This window comes from Acidovorax sp. GW821-FHT10A04 (genome assembly GCF_059415825.1).
The window spans coordinates 154,814-174,375 of the sequence record NZ_JBWKNZ010000007.1; the positions used below are offsets into that span (position 1 = coordinate 154,814).

The following is a 19,562-nucleotide window of genomic DNA, read 5'->3' on the forward strand; positions in this document are numbered from 1 at the left end:
TGGGTCGGGACAAACCCGCAGACGGGGCTTTCGCGTCGCTTGCACGACATTGGCAGGCCAGTGCGCGCCCTACAGTGACCGCGGCACTGGACGCCGGGCGCGGTGCCACCCCGACCACAACAACAGGAGACAAGCGCATGCGCGGCAGCCATCACCCTACGACCCCTTCCCCATTTCGCAACCCCCTGACCACCCTGGCCCGTGCGGCGCTGGGGCTGTTGCTGGGCACGGCCCTGGCGGCCGCCCACGCGCAGGCACCCGCTGCGGCGCCGGCCCTGCCCGCGCCCGAATCGGTCTCGCTCGACAAGCTCGGCTACATGGGCACTTTCCCGCCCGAAGGCGCGCAACGGGTGGACCTGAGCAACTCCTACAAGTACCCGCAAATGCGCTGGGCCCTGCAGCACCTGCGCGAGCTGCAGCCCACGCGCAACATCCGCCGCGGCGCGGCCCCGGCATCGGCCCTGCCGGCCGATCCGCGCCCGCTGGGTGCGTTCTCGTTCGACGACGACAAGGGCCAGCCCATCACCGTGGACCAGTGGCTCACGCGCACCTACACGGATGCCATCGTCGTGCTGCACAAGGGCAAGGTGGTCTACGAGCGCTACGACAACCAGATGAAGCCCTGGACGCCGCACCTGCTGTTCTCGGTCACCAAGTCCTTCACCGGGCTCATGGCGGCCCAGCTCGCGCACGAAGGCAGGATCGACCCCGAGGCGCCGGTCACCAAATACGTGCCCGAGCTGGCCGATTCGGCCTGGGGCGACATGAAGGTGCGCGAGGTCATGGACATGACCGGGGGCGTGCGCTTTCGCGAGGTCTACACCGATCCCACGACCGAGATCTTCGGCTACAGCTGGTCGGCCGGCATGCTGCCGCGCCCGCCGGGCTACCAGGGCGCGACCAACATCTACGACTTTCTCAAGACCCTCAAGAAGGAAGGCGAGCACGGCGAGGGCTTTGTCTACCGCACCGTGCATTCCGAGGTGCTGGGCTGGATCGTCTCGCGCGCCACGGGCAGGCACTGGGCCGAGCTCATGGGCGAGAACATCTGGCAAAAGCTGGGCATGGAGGAGGACGCCCACGTGATGGTGGACAGCGTGGGCACGCCGCTGCAGGGCGCGGGCCTGAACGCCACGGCCCGCGACCTGGCGCGCTTTGGAGAAATGCTGCGCCAGGGCGGAACCTTCAACGGCCAGAAGATCTTCGACAAGGCCGTGATCGACGACACGGCCAAGGGCGGCGACCGCAGCAAGTTCCAGTTCCGCGGCATCCAGACCGCACGGCCCGGCTACAGCTACCGCAACCAGTGGTGGGTGCTGCACAACGCCGACGGTGCCTACGAGGCTTCAGGCATCCATGGGCAGATGGTGCATGTGAACCCGGCGGCCGAGATGGTGGTCGTCAAGCTCTCCTCGCACCCCGTGGCCAGCGCGGCCGCCACGCATGCGCTCACGCTCAAGGCGTGGTCGGCGCTGGCGCAGGCCGTTCGGCGTTGAGGCCCACGATGGGCGCGGTATCGCCCTCGTAGCCGGGGGGCAAGAGCCGGAACAGCGAGACCAGGGCCTCGCGGTAGAGGTCCATGCCCACGTCGTTGGTGTTGTGGTGCGAGCCACCCTCCACCAGCACGAAGCGCTTGGGCTCCTGGGCCGCGTCGTAGAGCTTGCGCCCGAGCGCCGGGGCGATCAGGCTGTCCTTGCTGCCATGCACCACCAGCAGGGGCGAGCCGATCTCCGAGACCTTGCGCACCGATTCGAAGCGCTGGGTGATCAGGGCCGACACCGGCAGCCAGCCCCACTTGAAGGTGCTGAGCACCTCGGCGATGCTGGTGAAAGTGCCTTCCACCATCACGCCCTTCTCGTCCTTGACCTCGCGCGCCAGGTCGATGGCGATGGCGCCGCCCAGCGAGTGGCCGAAGAGGTAGCGCGGCGCCTGGGGGTGGCGCTCGGCGAGCCAGTCCCAGGCGGCGCGCGCGTCCTCGGCGGCCATGGCCTCCGAAGGCAGCCCGGCGCTGCTCTGGCCGAAGCCCCGGTAATCGATGGCCAGCACCGAAAACCCGAGCGCGTGCATGCGCCGGATGCGGGGCGACGAGCCCGCCACGTTCCAGCGCGCACCGTGCAGGTACAGCAGCACCGGTGCATCGGCCCGCTCCGCCGGCATCCACAGCCCGTGCAGGCGCTCGGCCTTGTCCGTGGCGCGCGATGCGAAGTCGATCCACACGTCCTGCATGCCCTCGGTCACCCCCGTGCCGCCCCAGCTGCGGTTGCTGGGCTGGAAGATCCATTCGCGCTGCTTGGCATCCAGGGTGGAACAACCTGCGCTGACCGCCAGGGCCAGCACCAGGGAGAGCAGGAGGGCGGTGCGTTTCATGGGTGGGACTGACTCGTGTGCGGACCAGAAAGTTCTGTTTTCCATTGCATGCATCGTGCCTGTTACGCAAAAGGGAGGCCAAGCCTCCCTTTTGTTACCTATTTACCGCTTTTGACGGGATTTTGGACGCTGTTGCGGCTTACACCACGCCCTGCGCCAGCATGGCGTCGGCCACCTTCACGAAGCCCGCCACGTTGGCGCCGTCCACATAGCTCACGCTGCCATCGGCGCGCTTGCCGTAGCGCAGGCAGGCGGCGTGGATGCCCTGCATGATCTGCAGCAGGCGGGCGTCCACTTCCTCGCGTGGCCAGGATAGGCGGGCCGCGTTCTGGCTCATCTCCAGGCCCGAGGTGGCCACGCCGCCCGCGTTGCTGGCCTTGCCAGGGGCGTACAGTACGCCCGCCGCCTCAAAGGCCTTGGCGGCCTCGATGGTCGAGGGCATGTTGGCACCTTCGGCCACGCAGACCACGCCGTTGCGGATCAGCACGGCCGCGTCGTCGGCGTCCAGCTCGTTCTGGGTGGCGCAGGGCAGGGCCACGTCCACTGGCACATGCCAGGGGCGCACGCCGGCCTCGAACTTCGCACCCGTGCGGGCCGCGTAGTCGGCCACACGGCCATAGTGGTGGTTCTTCACGTCCATCAGGATGGCCAGCTTTTCCGTGGTGAAGCCCTCCTCGTCGATGATGGTGCCGCTGGAATCGGACACCGTGACCACCTTCGCACCGAGCTCCAGCGCCTTTTCCACCGCGTACTGCGCCACGTTGCCCGAGCCGGACACCGAGACGCGCAGGCCGTCGAAGCTGTGGCCCTTCTGCTTGAGCATCTCGGCCGCAAAGTAGACCGTGCCGTAGCCCGTGGCCTCGGGCCGGACCAGCGAGCCGCCGAACGATAGGCCCTTGCCCGTGAACACGCAGTCGGCCCGGTTGCTGAGCTTTTTCATCATGCCGGCCATGAAGCCCACCTCGCGCCCGCCCACGCCGATGTCGCCGGCCGGCACGTCCGTGTCAGCGCCCACATGGCGGAACAGCTCGGACACGAAGGCCTGGCAAAAACGCATCACCTCCCCGGGGCTCTTGCCCTTGGGATCGAAGTCGGATCCGCCCTTGCCGCCGCCCATGGGCAGGGTGGTCAGGGCGTTCTTGAAGGTCTGCTCGAACGCCAGGAACTTGAGCACCGACAGGTTCACCGAGGGGTGAAAGCGCAGGCCGCCCTTGTACGGGCCGATGGCCATGCTGTGCTGGATGCGGTAGCCGCGGTTGACCTGCACCGTGCCGTGGTCGTCCACCCAGGAGACGCGGAACATCACCACGCGCTCGGGCTCCACGAGGCGCTCCAGCAGGCCGTGTTCGGCGTAGCGTGGGTGCTGGGTGATGAAAGGCCAGAGACTTTCCGTGACTTCTGTAACGGCTTGCAAGAACTCGGGTTGGTGGGGGTTGCGCTGCGCCACCTGCGCCAGGAAACTGCCTGCGGACTCGTGCTTCATGTGAGAGAGATGTCTTTCTAGAAAGAGAGGGTTGGAGAAGCCCGGCAAAGGCCCGGACAGCTTGGTCATGTCAAAAAAACATGACATCATGCATTCGGATGCACTGTTTTGGGGATTATGAGGCTTTGATTGCACCAATTTGAGGCAATGGTGTTGTGTGTTGCAGGTGCCACCCCCCGTAATGCAGTGCGTCATGCAGATGTCACACGCCGACCCCACAGTTCGGCGATTCCAATCCATGAATGAGGAGAAGACGATGCACAACAACGGTTTGAAGACCGCTCCCCTGGCGCTGATCGCAGCCCTGGCCCTCACGGCCTGCGGTGGCGACAACGATTCCAAGTACCCCACGCTCAATGGCGCCACCCCCCTGGTCGTGGGCCACCGCGGTGCCAGCGGCTACCTGCCCGAGCACACGCTGGAGAGCTACCGCCGCGCCATCGAACTGGGTGCCGACTTCATCGAGCCCGATCTCGTGGCCACCAAGGACGGCGTGCTGATCGCGCGCCATGAGCCCAACATCACGGCCACCACCGACGTGTCGCAACGCCCCGAGTTCGCCAGCCGCAAGACCGAGAAGACCGTCGACGGCGTCAAGGAGCAAGGCTGGTTCGCGAGCGACTTCACCCTGGCCGAGATCAAGACCCTGCGCGCCGTGCAGCCCATGGCCGACCGCGACCAGTCCAACAACGGCAAGTTCCTGATCCCTACCTACGAGGAAATCATCGAGCTGGCCAAGACCGAAGGTGCCAAGGCCAACCGCACCGTGGGCGTGTACACCGAGACCAAGCACCCGACCTTCCACGTGGGCCTGAACCTGGCGCTCGAAGACCGCCTGCTGGCCATCCTGGCCAAGAACGGCTACACGGCCAAGAACTCGCCCGTCATCATCCAGTCCTTCGAGGTCGCCAACCTCAAGTACCTGCGCAGCAAGACCCAGGTGCGCTTGGTGCAGCTGGTGGACGCCGATGACGTGAAGGCCGATGGCAGCATGTCGCTGGTCGCCCCCTACGACAAGCCCTACGACTTTGCCGTGGCCGGCGATGCCCGCACCTTCGCCAGCCTGCTGACCCCGGCCGGCCTGAAGGAAGTCAAGACCTACGCCGATGGCATTGGCCCCTGGAAGCCGTACCTGATCCCATCGAAGCAGGTGGACGCCAACAACGACGGCAAGCCCGACGACCTGAACGGCGACGGCATCATCGACAACCGCGACCGCGTGATGCTGCCCCCGACCGACGTGGTGAAGAACGCCCACGCCGAAGGCCTGTTCGTGCACCCCTACACCTTCCGCAGCGAACCCAAGCAGCTGGCCTCGGACTTCAAGGGCGACCCCAAGGCCGAGTACAAGCTGTTCTTCAACCTGGGTGTGGATGGCCTGTTCAGCGACTTCCCCGACCAGGCCAAGGCCGCTCGCGACAATTGAGCCCCCCTGAGGCGCTGCGCGCCATCCCCCCAAGGGGGGACGCTCCCAGCGCGGCGGGGCGGCCCTTGCGCGGGAGCGCTGGCCTTTGGCAGCGCCGGTTTTTCCGGTGCTGCCCCTGGCGATCACTTTGTCGGCCCCTTCGGGGCCGATTTCTTTTTAGCGATCTCGAATGCCGTCCCATTGCGGCAGGGGTGGTCTCAGAAGCCGCGCCGGATGCCCGCGCTCAGCAGGGTGCGGCCCTGCTGTCGGCCGATGCTGCCGTCGAGCTGCCACTGGGGCGCCCACTCCCACCGGGCCCCGGTCTGGAAGGTGGGCGCGCTGCCGCGCTGGCCGAAGGCCTCGGCGTGCACGGTAACGGTGCTGAGCGCGCGTTCCACGGCAAAGCCCCAGGCGGGGGCCCAGTGCCGCTCGGGCATGCGCAGTGCGCCCAGGTTGGCGTGCAGGGCGCCCCAGGGGGTGGCGCAGGTGCCGATGAGGTTCAGCCCCAGGGTGGTGCTGCCGGGGGCGTGGCGGGTGCGCACTGCGCCGATGCTGCTGGCGGCGTTGCAGCCCTGCTCCTGCGACGGGCTCCACAGCCATTTGGCCTGCAGGCCCTGCAGGGTGGCGTGGCCGCCCAGGTCGCGGGCCAGCACGCCGCCCAGTTCGATCCCCTGCCAGGGCGAATAGGCCGGGGCCAGGTAGGCGGTGCCCTTGGCGCCCCGGGCACCTTCCCACCAGGTTTCCAACTGGCCCCCGGCGGGCTCGGCCACCCCGGCATCGTCCACGCTCAGCGGGCGGCCTGCCTCTGCCGGCAGTGCGATGGCCAGGGCGGCGGCAGCGGTGCTCCACCAGCGGGCTTGCCGGGGGAGGGTTCGGGCCGGGCCCGGGCGTCGTGGGTGGCTGTGCATGGTGGTGCTTGGCTGCGGAGCACGCCGGTGCGGCCTGCTCCGTTGGCTATCTCTGTCTGTGCAGTCACTAACTAACGAACACTAACGCCCACGCAGGAACAGCGCGTCCAGCTCGCGCATGGTCAGCTGGCGCCAGGTGGGGCGGCCGTGGTTGCACTGGTCGGATCGGTCGGTGGTCTCCATCTGGCGCAGCAGGGCGTTCATCTCGTCGAGGGTGAGCCGGCGGTTGGCGCGCACCGCGCCATGGCATGCCATGGTGCCCAGGATCTCGTTGCGTGCGCGCTGCACCACGGTGGTGGCGTCGTGCGCAGCCAGCTCGGCCAGCACGCTGCGCGCCAGCTCCACGGGGTCGCCCTGGGCCAGCGTGGTGGGCACGGCGCGCACGGCCAGGGTCTTGGGCGAGAAGGGCACGACCTCCAGGCCCAGCATGGCCAGTACGTCGACCGAGGCCTCGGCCGTGGCCACCTCTTCAGGGGTGGCCGCAAAGGTGGCAGGGATCAGCAGTGGCTGGCTGGCGATGCGCGCGCCGCTGTCCACCTGGGATTTCAGGCGCTCGTAGACGATGCGCTCGTGCGCGGCGTGCATGTCCACGATGACCATGCCCTGGGCGTTCTCGGCCAGGATGTACACACCGTGCAGCTGCGCCACGGCCCGGCCCAGGGGCCAGGCGGACTCCTGGCCATCGCGGCCCACGGGCAGGGGCGCATCGCCCGCCGCGCGCTGCTGGGGCCATGGCATCGCGGGGGGGGCCGTTGCGGCAAGGCTGCTGCCGGCAGGGAATGCCGGGCGCTCGGTGACCTCGGCATCGGCCTGCGCGGCCGCACTGCCGGAGAGGCCGGTGCCCGAGGCCGGGGTAGTGGCGGCGGACGGCGTGCCCCACAGTGCCTGCAGGTCCGTCACGCGGTGGCCCACCACCGGCTCGTCGAAGCGCATGGCGGACTGGGCGCGCCAGTCGGGCAGCGGTGTCTTGGCCAGGGTGAAGGGGGCCTGTTCGGTGGCTGCGGGTGCCGCCTCGGCGGCCAGGGCCGCAGCAGCCAGTGCGGCAGCGCGCGGGGCGGCGAGGGCATTCTCCACGGCATGGCGCACGGCCTGGTGCACCTCGCGGCTGTCGCGAAAGCGCACCTCGATCTTGGTCGGGTGCACGTTCACGTCCACGCGGGCCGGGTCGATCTCCACGTACAGCGCATACACCGGCTGCTTGTGGCCGTGCAGCACGTCTTCATAGGCGCTGCGCGCCGCATGCGTGAGCACCTTGTCGCGCACGAAACGGCCGTTCACATAGCAGTACTGGTGGTCGGCGCGCGAGCGTGCCGCATCGGGCAGGCCGGCGCGCCCGGTCACGGTGACGGCACCCGAGCGGTGCTGTACGGCCACCGACTGGGTCACGAAGTCTTCGCCCAGCACGTCGGACAGGCGCCGGGCCAGCGCATCCTGCGCATCGCCCTGGCCCGGTACGAAGGTGGCCCGCCACTGCTCCACCAGCTTGCCCTCGTGCCAGATGGCAAAGCCCACGTCGGGCCGTGCCAGCGCATGGCGGCGCACGGACTCGATGCAGTGCGCGAGCTCCGTGGAATCGGTCTTCAGGAACTTGCGCCGGGCCGGGGTGGAAAAGAACAGTTCCTTGACCTCCACCGTGGTGCCCGTGGCGCGCGCGGCGGGGCGCAGCTCGCCGCTGCGCGCATCGAGCAGAAAGGCCGTGGCCTGGCTGGCTGGGCGCGACAGCAGCGACATCTCGGACACCGAGGCCACGGCGGCCAGGGCCTCGCCGCGAAAGCCCATGGTGGCCACGGTCTCCAGGTCCGTGAGGTTGGTGATCTTGCTCGTGGCATGGCGGCGCAGGGCCACCGGCAGCTCGTCCTGCGGGATGCCGCCGCCATCGTCCTCCACCGTGATCAGGCGCACGCCGCCAGCCGACAGGCGCACGGTGATCTGGGTGGCCCCCGCGTCCAGGGCGTTGTCCACCAGTTCGCGCACCACGGAGGCGGGGCGCTCGACCACCTCGCCGGCCGCGATCTGGCTGATCAGCTCGTCGGGCAGGTCGCGGATGGGACGGCGTGCAGTGGGGATGTCGGCAGCGGAGGAGGGGAGGGCGGTGGAGGTCACCCGAGGGATTTTAGGTCGGGTTGCCGTGGGGACTTGCCGGCAGGGGCAGGAGGCCGGTGGGGATAATGCGCGCTGCCTTCACCAGACCCGGACCCCATGGAACTCATCACCTTCCTGATCGACTTCATCCTGCACGTGGACAAATACCTCGAGATGTTCGTGCAGAACTACGGGCCCTGGGTCTATGCGTTGCTGTTCATCATCGTCTTTGTGGAGACGGGCGTGGTGGTCATGCCCTTCCTGCCCGGCGATTCGCTGCTGTTCATCGTGGGCGCGTTGTGCGGCGCGGGGCTCATGAACTTCCCGCTGGCCTGCGTGGTGCTGATCGTGGCGGCCATCCTCGGGGACCAGTGCAACTACTCGATCGGGCGCTACTTCGGGCCCAAGGTCTTCCAGTGGGAGGACTCGCGCTGGTTCAACCGCCGCGCCTTCAACCAGGCCCATGAGTTCTACGAGCGCTATGGCGGCGTCACCATCGTGATCGCGCGCTTCATGCCCTTCATCCGCACCTTTGCGCCCTTCGTGGCCGGCGTGGCCGAAATGTCGCGCAGCAAGTTCACCGCGTTCAATGTGGGCGGTGCCCTGCTGTGGGTGCTGGGCATTGCCACGGCGGGTTATTTCTTCGGCAACTTCGCCTGGGTCAAGGAAAACCTGGACAAGATCATCTGGGCCATGATTTTCATCCCCGGGCTGATCGCCATCTTTGGCGCCTGGCGGGCCGGGCGCAAGGCCAAGGCCCTGGCCTGAAGTAAAACACCCCCTGAGTCGCTTCGCGCCTTCACCCCTCTCTCGACTCGCTGCGCGAGTCGGGAGGGGGACGCCCCCAGCGCGGCGGGGCGGCCCTTGCGCGGGGGCACTGGCTTGGGCCGCGCCAGTTTCATGCCCGCGGTTGGCGCGTAGCGCAATGAACCACTGATAACGGTCGCCCCAACGGAAAAGCGCCGGCCATTGTGAGATGGCGGCGCTTTTTTCATGGCCGCGGTGGGGCGGCGAGGACGGCGGCTTAACGGCGATAGCGGCGCTGGTCGCGGTCTTCGCCGATTTCGTGGCCCACCAGGGCACCGGCGGCTGCGCCGCCGATGGTGCCCACGGGGCCGCCGAAGATGGCATTGCCGGCGGCACCGCCGACCACGGCGCCGACACCGGTACCGACCTGTGCATTGGTGGGGTTGGAGGCGCAACCGCCCATGGCCAGGGCGGCGGTGGCGGATGCGGCGACGAGAAGGGTTCGAAGGGTGGTGGTCATGGCAGGATTCCTTTGCAGTGGGTGGAGTCAGGCCTGGAAGTCCCAAAGCCCGTGGGCGTTCGGTGTTCGACCTGTGCCTCTACTGTCATGCGCCAGGTGTTTTTGCGGTGTAGGTACCCGGGGGCAGCGGCTGTAGGACCCTGTCCGGGCGGCATGTCCCCCGTAAATCGTTGCGCAAGGGGAACGCCGGGCGCGTTTCGAGGGCCAGGCGGTGCCACAGGAGCGTTATGCTGCGTTCATTCGAGCACCTGCAGCGCTGCTGCCGCGATGCGGCCATAACAAGCAAGGAGACAACCACCATGGGCAACCCCGCACTTCCATCACCCCGCGGCAACGGCGACGGGGGAGGCCAGCTCACCGTGGCCCAGCAGATCAGCCTGGTCGTGGCCCTGGCGGCAGCCGTGCTCGTCGTCGTGCTGGCGCTCAGCCTGGTGCGCGTGCAGCACCTGGGTGCCACGGTGGACCATCTGGCCAGCGAGCAGGTGGAACGCCTGCAGCTGGCGCTGCGCTGGCGCAGCAACATCGCGGTCAATTCCACGCGCGTGTTCTCGGTCGTGCAGTCCGACGGCGACGACCTGCAGAACTTCTTCAAGGACCTGATCGCAGCGACCACGGCCGACACCTCGCAGGTGCAAAAGCGCTATACCGAGCTTGAGACCAGCCCCGATGGGCTGCGCATCCAGGAGGAGCTGGCCACGGTGCGCAAGCCCTACCTGGAAACCCGCGACAAGGCCCTGGCCCTCAAGAAGGCGGGCGACATGGCGGCCGCCAAGTCGTTTGCCATGTCCACCTTCGTCCCCGTGGTCAACCAGTACAACGCGGTGGCCGACAAGATGGTGGCCTACCAGGTCCAGCGCTCGGCCGACCAGGCCGCCGAGGCGTCGGGCCTGATCCGCTCCTACCGCACCACGGTGCTGGTGGCCGGCGTGGTGGGCCTGGCGCTGCTGATGCTGCTGTCCTGGGTGGTGGTGCAGCGCATCCGTGCCTCGCTGCACGGCGTGGCCGTGGTGGCGCGCAACATCGGCGAGGGCGACCTGTCGCAGCCCATCGCCGTGCAGGGGCGCGGCGAGGTGGCCGAGATGATGCAGGCCATGCAGCACATGCAGACCTCGCTGGTGCGCATCGTGGGCGCCGTGCGCCAGAGCAGCGACTCCATTGCCACCGGCTCCAGCGAGATCGCCATGGGCAACGCCGACCTGAGCCAGCGCACCGAAGAGCAGGCCAGCAACCTGGAGGAAACGGCGGCCTCGATGGAAGAGATCACCAGCACCGTGAAGAACAATGCCGACACCGCGCGCAAGGCGGCCACGCTGGCCGGCACCGCATCGCAGGCGGCGGTCAAGGGCGGCGAGGTGGTGGGCCAGGTCGTGGCCACCATGCAGGACATCTCGGCGTCGTCGAAAAAGATCACCGACATCATCAGCGTGATCGACGGCATCGCCTTCCAGACCAACATCCTGGCCTTGAACGCTGCGGTGGAAGCGGCCCGCGCGGGCGAACAGGGCCGGGGCTTTGCCGTGGTGGCCAGCGAGGTGCGCAGCCTGGCCGGGCGCAGCGCCGAAGCCGCCAAGGAGATCAAGTCCCTGATCGGCGCCAGCGCCGAGCGCGTGGACAACGGTACCCGGCTGGTGGCCGATGCCGGCAGCAGCATGGAAGACATCGTGGCCCAGGTGCAGCGCGTGAGCGACCTGATCGCCGAGATCTCCAGCGCCACGGGCGAGCAGACCATCGGCATCGGCCAGGTCGGCGAGGCCGTGACCCAGCTCGACCAAGTCACGCAGCAGAACGCCGCGCTGGTGGAGCAGAGCGCCGCCGCGGCCGACAGCCTCAAGCACCAGGCCGCGCGCCTGGCCGAAATCGTCAGCGTTTTCCGTTTGGCCTGAGTTCAGCCAGGCACCAGGCAGATCGTCAGCAGCACCGACGAATCCTTGACGGCCTTGAGCGCATGCGGCGAGCGCGGCGCCAGGTGCACGAAGTCACCGGGCTGCATGAGCTGCACCGACTCGCCGGCATGGAACTCCACCGCGCCCTCCAGGCACTGCACGGTGGCCTCGCCCTGGGTCTGGTGCTCGCGCATGGCCTTGCCCGCGGGCAGCACCACGCGCATCACCTCCAGCTGGCCGGCCTTGAGGATGGCCGAGGTGGTGGCGCTGGCCAGTTGCGCGCCCAGGGGGCGCACGCTGGCCACTTCTCCGGATTGTGCGTGGGGCAGTGCCATGGTTCTTCTCCTTCACCGGGGTCGTGGATCGTTGGGTCCCACTGTGCCCGTGAAGGCCGAATGAAGCAAGCCACACCCCCGTGAAGGGCGTGCCGGCCTACGCTGCTACACCGAGCGGCTGCGTGCCAGCGGCGGGTTCTTGGCGAAGTAGCGCGTGATGCCGCGCATCAGCGCGTCGGCCAGCTGCACCTGGTAGGCGCTGCTGCGCAGCTTGGCCTCTTCCTCGGGGTTGCTGATGAAGGCCGTTTCCACCAGCACGCTGGGGATGTCGGGGGCCTTGAGCACGGCGAAGCCCGCCTGCTCCACGCGCGGCTTGTGCAGCTTGGCCATGTTGCCGATCTCGCCCAGCAGCACGCTGCCGAGCTTCAGGCTGTCGTTGATCTGCGCCGTGGTGCTCATGTCCAGCAGCATGCGCTGCACATGGCGGTCCTGGCTCTGCACGTTCAGGCCGCCCACCAGGTCGGCCTGGTTCTCCTTGTTGGCCAGCCAGCGCGCGGCCGTGCTCGATGCGCCGCTCTGGCTCAGCGCGAACACGCTGGCGCCGCGCGCTGCCGGCGTGGTGAAGGCATCGGCGTGGATGCTCACGAACAGGTCGGCCTGCACGCGGCGGGCCTTTTCCACGCGCGTGCCCAGGGGCACGAAGAAGTCGCCATCGCGCGTGAGAAAGGCGCGCATGGGGTTGCCGCCCACGGTCGTGGCGTTGATGCGGTCGCGCAGCAGGTGGGCCACGCGCAGCACCACGTCCTTCTCGCGCGTGCCGCCGGGGCCGATGGCACCGGGGTCCTCGCCACCGTGACCAGGGTCGAGTGCGACGATGATGATGCGGTCGGTCTGCGTGGGCGTGGCGCGGTTGCCGCCTTTCGCGGGCGGGGCCACGGCCACGGTGGGTGGTGGGGCCGGGTCCGCGGGGGCGGCCGGCGCCGGGCCGGGGCGGTTGGCGCGCTGGGCGATCAGATCGCCCAGGGGGTCGCTCTCGGCCGATGGCGGGGCCGGCGCAGCCGCGGGCGGGCGGGCGGCGGGCGCCGGGGCTGCGGCAGCCACGGGCGGCGCAGCAGCAGCACGGCCTCCCGTGGTATCGCGCAGGCGTTCGGCGATCAGGGCCTCCAGCGGGTCCACGGGCTCGGCAGGGTACAGGTCGAACACCAGCCGGTGCTGGTAGGCGGCCACCGGGGGCAGGGTGAACACCTGGGGCATGGCGGCCTGTTTCAGGTCCACCACCAGGCGCACCACGTTGGGCGCGTTCTGCCCGACGCGGATGCCGGCGATGTTCGGGTCGTCGGGCTTGACCTTGGCCACCAGTTCGCGCAGCTCGGGGCTCAGATCGATGCCTTCGATGTCCACCGCCAGGCGCGGCGGCGTGGTCACGAAGAACTGCTTGGCGACCAGCTTGCCATCGGATTCGATGGTGACGCGCGTGTATTCGGGGGCGGGCCAGACACGCACTGCCAGGATGGTGGCTCCGCGGGCGATCTGCTGTGTACCCAGCAAGAGCACCAGGCTGCCCGTCTGCAGCAGGGTGCGGCGGGACGGTTGGCGGGGTGCCGGGCGGGCGGGCAGCTTCATTCGTTCAGAGTCCTTGCAGCAGCCGGTGGCCGGCGGCGGTGTGGGCATGCACGGTGACTTGCCTTTCGGTCTCGTCAATTGCTTCAATGTGTATAGCAAGGTCGGCAGGCGGGGTGAGCGCTGCAGCCTTTTCCGGCCATTCTGCCACCTTGAGGCCCGGGTTGGCAAAAATGTCCCTGAATCCGGCGTCTTCCCACTCGCGCGGGTCGTCGAAGCGGTAGAAGTCGAAGTGCCAGACGGTGGTGGCGTGCGGCGCCAGGCCCGGTGCATCGTGCGGCTCCACCACGGCATAGGTGGGGCTCTTGATGCGGCCCTGCACCCCGAGCGCGCGCAGCAGGTGGCGCACCAGCGTGGTCTTGCCGGCGCCCAGGTCGCCATGCAGTGTGAGGAAGGCCTGGGCCAGCAGCGGCGGCTGGGCGGCCAGCGCCTGCGCGAAGGCGGCGGTGTCGTCCTCGCCGTGCCAGTGCCAGGTGCGAGGGCTTTGCGTGCGAGGGCTTTGCCCGGCGGCCGGGACCGCGGGGCTTTCTACAATCTGGCCGGTATGTGGTGCAACAGTCAACTCGTTCCTCAAATGCAGGAGTGGGCCCGCGAGCTGGGATTTTCCCAAATCGGCGTGGCGGGGGTGGATTTGTCTGCCGCCGAAGAGGGGTTGATGCAGTGGCTGGCCCAGGGGTTCCATGGCGAGATGCATTACATGGCCACCCACGGCACCCGCCGTGCCCGCCCGGCCGAGCTCGTGCCCGGCACGGTGAGCGTGATCACGGCGCGCATGGATTATCTGCCGCGCGGCAAGGCCATGGAAGGCTGGCAGGAGGCGGAGCTGTCGCGCCTGGCGCGCCCGGGCGAGGGCATCGTCTCGGTCTACGCCCGGGGCCGCGACTACCACAAGGTGCTGCGTGCGCGGCTGCAAAAGCTCAGTGACCGCATCGCCGAGGCGGTGGGTCCGTTCGGCCACCGCGTGTTCACCGACTCGGCGCCGGTGCTCGAGGCCGAGCTGGCCTCGCGCAGCGGCCAGGGCTGGCGCGGCAAGCACACGCTGGTGCTCAACCGCGAAGCGGGCTCGATGTTCTTCCTGGGCGAGATCTACGTGGACATGCAACTGCCCGAGAGCGATCCCGTCACCGCGCACTGCGGCAGCTGCAGTGCCTGCATCGCCATCTGCCCCACGCAGGCCATCATCGCGCCGCACCGCATCGATGCGCGCCGCTGCATCTCCTACCTGACCATCGAGCACGGTGGCCCGATCCCGCTGGAGTTCCGGGTGGCCATGGGCAACCGCATCTACGGCTGCGACGACTGCCAGCTGGCCTGCCCCTGGAACAAGTTCGCGCAGGTCAGCCGCCTGCCCGATTTCGACGAGCGCAATGGCCTGTCGGGCCAGCAACTGGTGCACCTGTTCGCCTGGGACGAGGCCACCTTCCTGCGCATGACCGAGGGCGGGCCGATCCGGCGCATCGGCCATGAGCGCTGGCTGCGCAACGTGGCCGTGGCCTTGGGCAATGCGCTGCGCGCGACGGGCGACGAAGCGGTGCGCGCGGCGCTGCAGTCGCGGGTGGCGGATGCCAGCCCCCTGGTGCGCGAGCATGTGGCCTGGGCCTTGGAGGGGTAGCGGGTGCGGCAGGCCCCGGCTCAGCCGCCGGCCAGCAGCCCGGTCGCCCTGAGCGTATCCACCAGCCCCTGGGCAAAGCGCTCGTACCCCGCCGCATTCGCATGGATCTGGTCGGAGCGCAGCGTGGCGTCGGCCAGCACGCCGGACCATCCCTTGCGGTGCAGGGGGAGCTTGAGTTCGCTGGCGATCTCTTCGTACATGGCATGGTCGCTCAGCTGGCCCAGGGTGGCCATGACCGTGAACTCGGGCACGGCGACCAGCAGCACCTGGGCGCCGGCGGCCCGCGCCTGCTCGCAGATCTTGCGCACATTGGCGCGCGTGGCGCTGGCGCTCTGGCGGCGCAGGAAGTCGTTGCCGCCGATGCCTACGATCACCAGGGCGGGCTGGTGCGTTTGCAGCAGGTCCGGCAGCCTCTGCAAGGCCTGGGCCGAGGTATCGCCCGAGATGCCGCCGTTGACGACCTTCCACCCGGTCAGGCGCTGCAGCACGGCGGGGTAGGCCGCATCGGCGGACGCGCCCACCCCGGAGGTGAGCGAGTCACCGAGCGCGAGCACGGTGGCCCCGGAGGGGACGGCCTGGGCGCGGGGCGGCTTGCGCCCGCAGCCTGCCAGCGGGGCCATGGCGGCCACCAGCAGGCCGGTCGCCAAGAGCCGACGGCGCGCCCGTGCGTGGAGGGAATTCACCGCAGCACCCCGAGTGCGAAGGGCAGGCTCACCACGCCCAGCAGCGTGGACAGCGTCACCAGCCCCGCCACGTAGGGGCCGTTGTAGCCCATGCGCGCGGCCAGCACGTAGCAGGTGCTGGCCGTGGGCAGGGCCGAGAAGGCCAGCAGCACCGTGGTCTGCACGGGGTTGAGTGCGAACAGGTGCGCCAGGCCGAAGGCGATCACGGGCAGCACCAGGTGGCGGATGGCCAGCACCGTCACGCTCAGCGCTTTGCCGCGCGTGAGCAGGCCGAACTGCATGCCCGCGCCCGCGGCCATCAGGCCCAGGGCCAGCGATGCGGCGCTGATGCGCGTGACGGTGGGCTCGATCCACGCGGGGATCTGGAAGCCGAGCAGGTTGGCCACCAGGCCCGAGAGCGTGGCCACGATCAGCGGGTTGCGCGCCAGCTCGCGCAAAAAACCGTGTTCGCCCTGGCGCGCCATGGGCCACACGGCGGCCACGTTGAACAGCGGCACGCACACGCCGATCAGCACGGCGATCATCAACAGGCCCTGGGCGCCCGCCAGCCGCTCGGCAATCGCCAGGCCGATGAAGGAGTTGAAACGGAACGCGATCTGCGCGCTGGCCGCATGGTCGCGCAGGTCCAGGCGTTTGCCCAGCCAGGGCCAGTGCGGCATGCTGTAGGCCAGCGCAATGCCGGCGATGCCGGTGAGCATGCCGGCGGCGATCAGGCCCGAGGCGGCGCCGATGTCCACCGGGCTCTTGACGATGGACTGGAACAGCAGCACCGGGAACAGCAGGTAGTACACCAGGCTCTCGACCGGCTGCCACACGGCGCGGTTCAGTGCGGTGAAGCGGCACACCAGATAACCGCACAGGATCAGGGAGAAATCGGGGAGCAGGAGCTGGGCGTAATTCACACTCCGAGGATAACGGAAGCCCTGGCAGGCTGCGGGTAAGCCCCTATGTGGAATCCATAGGGGGCCGGGCCCCGCATTGCGCATACCATTGGCTACCGCCAAGTAAACCCCATAAGGAGAAATCAATGCAACGTCGTCGCCAATGGCTCGCACTGGCGCTGGTGGCTGCCGCAGGATCTGCCGCAGCCCAGGGCTACCCCAACAAGGTCATCAAACTGCAGGTGCCTTTCGCCCCCGGCGGCACCACCGACATCATCGCGCGCGTGATCGCCGACCCGCTGGGCAAGGCCCTGGGCCAGAGCGTGATCGTCGAGAACAAGGCCGGTGGCGGCGGCATCGTGGGCGCGGCTGAGACCGCACGCTCGGCACCGGACGGCTACACCCTGGGCGTGGCCACCGTGTCCACCACGGCGGCCAACCCGGCCATCAACCCCAAGACGCCGTACAACCCGATCACGGACTTCACGCCCATCACCAACATCGCGGCCACGCCCAACGTCATCGCGGTGCACCCGAGCTTCCCGGCCAAGGACTACAAGGCCTATGTGGCCGAGCTCAAGAAGTCGCCGGGCAAGTACTCGTACTCGTCGTCGGGCACGGGCGGCATCGGCCACCTGCAGATGGAGCTGTACAAGAGCCTCTCGGGCACCTTCGTGACGCACATCCCCTACCGCGGCGCGGGCCCGGCGCTGAACGACACGGTGGCCGGCCAGGTGCCGATGATCTTCGACAACCTGCCCTCGGCACTGCCCTTCATCAAGGAAAACCGCCTGGTGCCCATCGTGGTCGCGGCACCCCAGCGCGTGGCCGGCCTGCCCAATGTGCCCACCTTCAAGGAACTGGGGCTGGAGCCCGTGAACCGCATGGCCTACTACGGCATCGTCGGTCCCAAGGGCCTGCCCAAGGAGGTGGTCGACAAGGTCAACGCCGCCGTGCGCAAGGCCCTGGAAGACCCGGCCGTGAAGAAGCGCATCGAGGAGACCGGCTCCATCGTGATCGGCAACACGCCCGAGCAGTTTGCCGAGCAGATCAAGGCCGAGTTCGGTGTCTACAAGGACGTGGTGGCCAAGCAGAAGCTGGCGCTGGAATAAAGACGCCAGCGCGGGCCACGCTCGCTGTCCACGAGGCCGCCCACGGGCGGCTTTTTTACGTGCTATGGTTTTGGCATGCTCACCGCCAGCCTGAACGCGATCGATACCTTCGTGGATGCCCTGTGGCTGGAGGACGGCCTCTCGCGCAACACCCTGGCTGCCTACCGGCGCGACCTCACGCTGTATGCGCAGTGGCTGGCCGAGCACCACCCCGAACTGGCGCTCGACGGCACGGCCGAGCCGCACCTGCAGGGCTACTTCGCGGCCCGGCACGATGAGACCCGCGCCACCTCGGCCAACCGGCGCCTGACGGTGCTGCGGCGCTACTTCCACTGGGCGCTGCGCGAGCGCCGCATCAGTGCCGACCCCACCGTGCGCCTGCAGGCAGCGCGCCAGCCCTTGCGCGTGCCCAAGACCCTTTCACAGGCCCAGGTCGAGGCCTTGCTGGCTGCGCCCGACATTGGCAACCCCCTGGGTCTGCGCGACCGCACCATGCTGGAGCTGATGTACGCCAGTGGCCTGCGCGTGACCGAGCTGGTCACGCTCAAGACCTTCCAGCTGGGGCTCAATGAAGGCGTGCTGCGGGTGATGGGCAAGGGCAGCAAGGAGCGCCTGGTGCCCTTCGGCGAAGAGGCGCGCCAGTGGCTGCAGCGCTACCTGGCCGAGGCGCGCGGCGCTATCCTCGGCGGCCAGCAGACTGACGATTTGTTCGTGACCCAGCGCGGCGCGGGCATGACGCGGGTGATGTTCTGGGTCATCGTCAAGAAATGGGCGGCCGTGGCCGGCATCACCACACCGCTGTCGCCGCACACGCTGCGCCATGCCTTCGCCACCCACCTGCTCAACCACGGTGCCGACCTGCGCGTGGTGCAGCTGCTGCTGGGCCACGCCGACATTTCCACGACCACCATCTACACCCATGTGGCGCGCGAGCGGCTCAAGGCCCTGCACGCGCAGCACCACCCGCGGGGGTAAGCCGACCCCTTCAGCCATTCAAACCACAACGAGGAGACAACGCATGAAGAAGCCCCTGATCGCAGCGCTGCTGCTGGCCAGCGCCGGCCTGGCCATGGCCCAGGCCTGGCCGGCCGCCTGATCGTGGGCTACCCTCCAGGCGGCGGCATCGACTTTGCCGCGCGCACCGTCCAGACGCCGCTGCAGGAGGCCTTGAAGCAGCAGATCGTGGTGGACTACAAGCCCGGCGCCGGAGGCCTGCTGGCTGCGGGCGAGCTGGTGCGCGCGCAGCCCGATGGCTACACCATCCTGCTGGCCAACACCGGGCCCTTTGCCATCGCGCCCTACCTGCAGCGCAAGCTACCCTACGACCCGCTCAAGCAGTTCACCTACATCGGCCAGATCAGCCAGGGCAGCTACATCGCCGTGACCTACCCGGCCCACCCTGCCAAGGACCTGAAGGAATGGGTCACCTGGGCGCGCGCCAACGCCGGCAAGGTCAACTTCGCATCGGGCGGGGCGGGCACCTCCACCCACCTCAACGGCGAGCTCATGAACCAGGCCATCGGCATGGACATCACCCATGTGCCCTACAAGGGCAGCGCCCCGGCCCTGCAGGAGCTGATCGGCGGACAGACGCAACTGCTGATCGACGCCGGCACCGTGCTGCTGCCGCAGATCAAGGGCGGCAAGCTCAAGGCCCTGGCCGTCACCGGTGCGCAGCGCGACCCGCAGCTGCCCGATGTGCCCACGGTGCGCGAGCTGGGACTTGGCGCCATGGAATCCGTGGGCTTCCAGGGCCTGGTCGGCCCGGCCGGCATGCCGCGCGAGGTGGTCGACAGGCTCTCGGCCGAACTGGCCAAGGTGCTGGCGCAGCCGGATATCCAGGCCAAGTTCGCGACCGCCGGGGCCCAGGTGCACCCCCTCGGCCCTGCGGAGTTCACGGCTTTCGTGAAGGGCGAAAATGACAAATGGGCCAAATTGATACGCGAGCGCAAGCTCCAGGTGGACTGAGACAACGTTCTGAGGA

General features: G+C 68.7%; 18 protein-coding genes. 8 read left to right on the plus strand and 10 right to left on the minus strand.

Going from position 1 to position 19,562, the window contains the following annotated elements:
* Positions 1 to 137 precede the first annotated feature (137 nt).
* Positions 138 to 1,496 carry a serine hydrolase domain-containing protein gene (locus tag AC07PF_RS16555; protein ID WP_494612592.1) on the plus strand — a complete coding sequence of 453 codons (1,359 nt, stop codon included), beginning with the start codon at positions 138 to 140 and terminating at the stop codon, positions 1,494 to 1,496.
* Here the strand turns inward: AC07PF_RS16555 and AC07PF_RS16560 are convergent.
* Positions 1,456 to 2,367 carry an alpha/beta hydrolase gene (locus tag AC07PF_RS16560; protein WP_494612593.1) on the minus strand — a complete coding sequence of 304 codons (912 nt, stop codon included), beginning with the start codon at positions 2,365 to 2,367 and terminating at the stop codon, positions 1,456 to 1,458. The two genes, AC07PF_RS16555 and AC07PF_RS16560, sit on opposite strands and share 41 nt — an antisense overlap.
* Before the next feature lie 139 nt (positions 2,368 to 2,506).
* Positions 2,507 to 3,850, minus strand: coding sequence for an NADP-specific glutamate dehydrogenase (gdhA, locus tag AC07PF_RS16565; protein WP_494612594.1), 1,344 nt, complete (start codon positions 3,848 to 3,850; stop codon positions 2,507 to 2,509).
* A gap of 256 nt (positions 3,851 to 4,106) precedes the next feature.
* Between gdhA and AC07PF_RS16570 the strand changes: the two genes are divergently transcribed.
* On the plus strand, positions 4,107 to 5,276 hold the full coding sequence (locus AC07PF_RS16570) for a glycerophosphodiester phosphodiesterase (protein WP_007856573.1): 1,170 nt from the start codon (positions 4,107 to 4,109) through the stop codon (positions 5,274 to 5,276).
* Positions 5,277 to 5,473: 197 nt separating this feature from the next.
* Here AC07PF_RS16570 and AC07PF_RS16575 read toward each other — a convergent pair whose 3' ends face one another.
* The gene (locus tag AC07PF_RS16575; RefSeq protein WP_494612595.1) at positions 5,474 to 6,163 is read right to left on the minus strand and encodes a PA4824 family protein; all 690 of its coding nucleotides are present in this window, start codon (positions 6,161 to 6,163) and stop codon (positions 5,474 to 5,476) included.
* A gap of 81 nt (positions 6,164 to 6,244) precedes the next feature.
* Positions 6,245 to 8,266, minus strand: coding sequence for a DNA mismatch repair endonuclease MutL (mutL, locus tag AC07PF_RS16580; RefSeq protein WP_494612596.1), 2,022 nt, complete (start codon positions 8,264 to 8,266; stop codon positions 6,245 to 6,247).
* Between the two features lie 96 nt (positions 8,267 to 8,362).
* On the opposite strand from mutL, the gene AC07PF_RS16585 reads away from it, so the two are divergent.
* Entirely contained in the window at positions 8,363 to 9,013 is a 651-nt protein-coding gene (locus tag AC07PF_RS16585; RefSeq protein ID WP_007856569.1) for a DedA family protein, read from the plus strand.
* A 256-nt stretch (positions 9,014 to 9,269) separates the two neighbouring features.
* Here the strand turns inward: AC07PF_RS16585 and AC07PF_RS16590 are convergent, their stop codons facing one another.
* A complete protein-coding gene (locus tag AC07PF_RS16590) occupies positions 9,270 to 9,512 on the minus strand; it encodes a YMGG-like glycine zipper-containing protein (protein ID WP_007856567.1) in 243 nt (80 codons plus the stop codon).
* Positions 9,513 to 9,811: 299 nt separating this feature from the next.
* Between AC07PF_RS16590 and AC07PF_RS16595 the strand changes: the two genes are divergently transcribed.
* Positions 9,812 to 11,395: a methyl-accepting chemotaxis protein gene (locus AC07PF_RS16595; protein ID WP_494612597.1), complete on the plus strand. Its 1,584-nt coding sequence runs from the start codon at positions 9,812 to 9,814 to the stop codon at positions 11,393 to 11,395.
* A 2-nt stretch (positions 11,396 to 11,397) separates the two neighbouring features.
* Here the strand turns inward: AC07PF_RS16595 and AC07PF_RS16600 are convergent, their stop codons facing one another.
* From AC07PF_RS16600 to tsaE, 3 genes are all read right to left on the minus strand, one after another.
* Positions 11,398 to 11,730 (minus strand): cupin domain-containing protein, encoded by a 333-nt coding sequence (locus tag AC07PF_RS16600; protein WP_494609268.1) that lies wholly within the window; start codon positions 11,728 to 11,730, stop codon positions 11,398 to 11,400.
* A 105-nt stretch (positions 11,731 to 11,835) separates the two neighbouring features.
* Positions 11,836 to 13,293, minus strand: a complete 1,458-nt coding sequence (locus AC07PF_RS16605) for an N-acetylmuramoyl-L-alanine amidase (RefSeq protein WP_494612598.1) — start codon at positions 13,291 to 13,293, stop codon at positions 11,836 to 11,838.
* A 4-nt stretch (positions 13,294 to 13,297) separates the two neighbouring features.
* Positions 13,298 to 13,852 carry a tRNA (adenosine(37)-N6)-threonylcarbamoyltransferase complex ATPase subunit type 1 TsaE gene (tsaE, locus tag AC07PF_RS16610; RefSeq protein ID WP_494612599.1) on the minus strand — a complete coding sequence of 185 codons (555 nt, stop codon included), beginning with the start codon at positions 13,850 to 13,852 and terminating at the stop codon, positions 13,298 to 13,300.
* Positions 13,853 to 13,864: 12 nt separating this feature from the next.
* On the opposite strand from tsaE, the gene queG reads away from it, so the two are divergent.
* Entirely contained in the window at positions 13,865 to 14,902 is a 1,038-nt protein-coding gene (gene queG / locus AC07PF_RS16615; RefSeq protein WP_494612600.1) for a tRNA epoxyqueuosine(34) reductase QueG, read from the plus strand.
* Positions 14,903 to 14,922: 20 nt separating this feature from the next.
* Here queG and AC07PF_RS16620 read toward each other — a convergent pair whose 3' ends face one another.
* Both AC07PF_RS16620 and AC07PF_RS16625 read right to left on the minus strand, forming a co-directional pair.
* The gene (locus AC07PF_RS16620) at positions 14,923 to 15,522 is read right to left on the minus strand and encodes a GDSL-type esterase/lipase family protein (protein WP_494612698.1); all 600 of its coding nucleotides are present in this window, start codon (positions 15,520 to 15,522) and stop codon (positions 14,923 to 14,925) included.
* 59 nt (positions 15,523 to 15,581) lie between these two features.
* Positions 15,582 to 16,487 carry an AEC family transporter gene (locus tag AC07PF_RS16625; RefSeq protein ID WP_494612601.1) on the minus strand — a complete coding sequence of 302 codons (906 nt, stop codon included), beginning with the start codon at positions 16,485 to 16,487 and terminating at the stop codon, positions 15,582 to 15,584.
* Between the two features lie 125 nt (positions 16,488 to 16,612).
* Here AC07PF_RS16625 and AC07PF_RS16630 point away from each other — a divergent pair, with 125 nt between their 5' ends.
* The 3 genes from AC07PF_RS16630 to AC07PF_RS16640 all read left to right on the plus strand — a co-directional run bounded on the left by AC07PF_RS16630 (position 16,613) and on the right by AC07PF_RS16640 (position 19,546).
* Positions 16,613 to 17,578 (plus strand): tripartite tricarboxylate transporter substrate binding protein BugE, encoded by a 966-nt coding sequence (locus AC07PF_RS16630; protein WP_145696941.1) that lies wholly within the window; start codon positions 16,613 to 16,615, stop codon positions 17,576 to 17,578.
* A 75-nt stretch (positions 17,579 to 17,653) separates the two neighbouring features.
* Complete coding sequence (gene xerD / locus AC07PF_RS16635) at positions 17,654 to 18,553, plus strand: site-specific tyrosine recombinase XerD (protein WP_007859897.1); 900 nt, start codon at positions 17,654 to 17,656, stop codon at positions 18,551 to 18,553.
* Between the two features lie 123 nt (positions 18,554 to 18,676).
* Positions 18,677 to 19,546 carry a Bug family tripartite tricarboxylate transporter substrate binding protein gene (locus AC07PF_RS16640; RefSeq protein WP_494612602.1) on the plus strand — a complete coding sequence of 290 codons (870 nt, stop codon included), beginning with the start codon at positions 18,677 to 18,679 and terminating at the stop codon, positions 19,544 to 19,546.
* The last annotated feature ends 16 nt before the right edge of the window (positions 19,547 to 19,562 follow it).

Coding starts and splice junctions, on each gene's coding strand:
- xerD (WP_007859897.1), top strand. CDS start 17,654: ATGCTCACCGCCAGCCTGAACGCGATCGATACCTTCGTGGATGCCCTG.
- AC07PF_RS16555 (WP_494612592.1), top strand. CDS start 138: ATGCGCGGCAGCCATCACCCTACGACCCCTTCCCCATTTCGCAACCCC.
- AC07PF_RS16585 (WP_007856569.1), top strand. CDS start 8,363: ATGGAACTCATCACCTTCCTGATCGACTTCATCCTGCACGTGGACAAA.
- gdhA (WP_494612594.1), bottom strand. CDS start 3,850: ATGAAGCACGAGTCCGCAGGCAGTTTCCTGGCGCAGGTGGCGCAGCGC.
- AC07PF_RS16560 (WP_494612593.1), bottom strand. CDS start 2,367: ATGAAACGCACCGCCCTCCTGCTCTCCCTGGTGCTGGCCCTGGCGGTC.
- AC07PF_RS16620 (WP_494612698.1), bottom strand. CDS start 15,522: ATGGCCCCGCTGGCAGGCTGCGGGCGCAAGCCGCCCCGCGCCCAGGCC.
- AC07PF_RS16595 (WP_494612597.1), top strand. CDS start 9,812: ATGGGCAACCCCGCACTTCCATCACCCCGCGGCAACGGCGACGGGGGA.
- AC07PF_RS16590 (WP_007856567.1), bottom strand. CDS start 9,512: ATGACCACCACCCTTCGAACCCTTCTCGTCGCCGCATCCGCCACCGCC.
- AC07PF_RS16570 (WP_007856573.1), top strand. CDS start 4,107: ATGCACAACAACGGTTTGAAGACCGCTCCCCTGGCGCTGATCGCAGCC.
- queG (WP_494612600.1), top strand. CDS start 13,865: ATGCAGGAGTGGGCCCGCGAGCTGGGATTTTCCCAAATCGGCGTGGCG.
- AC07PF_RS16630 (WP_145696941.1), top strand. CDS start 16,613: ATGCAACGTCGTCGCCAATGGCTCGCACTGGCGCTGGTGGCTGCCGCA.
- AC07PF_RS16605 (WP_494612598.1), bottom strand. CDS start 13,293: ATGAAGCTGCCCGCCCGCCCGGCACCCCGCCAACCGTCCCGCCGCACC.
- AC07PF_RS16575 (WP_494612595.1), bottom strand. CDS start 6,163: ATGCACAGCCACCCACGACGCCCGGGCCCGGCCCGAACCCTCCCCCGG.
- AC07PF_RS16600 (WP_494609268.1), bottom strand. CDS start 11,730: ATGGCACTGCCCCACGCACAATCCGGAGAAGTGGCCAGCGTGCGCCCC.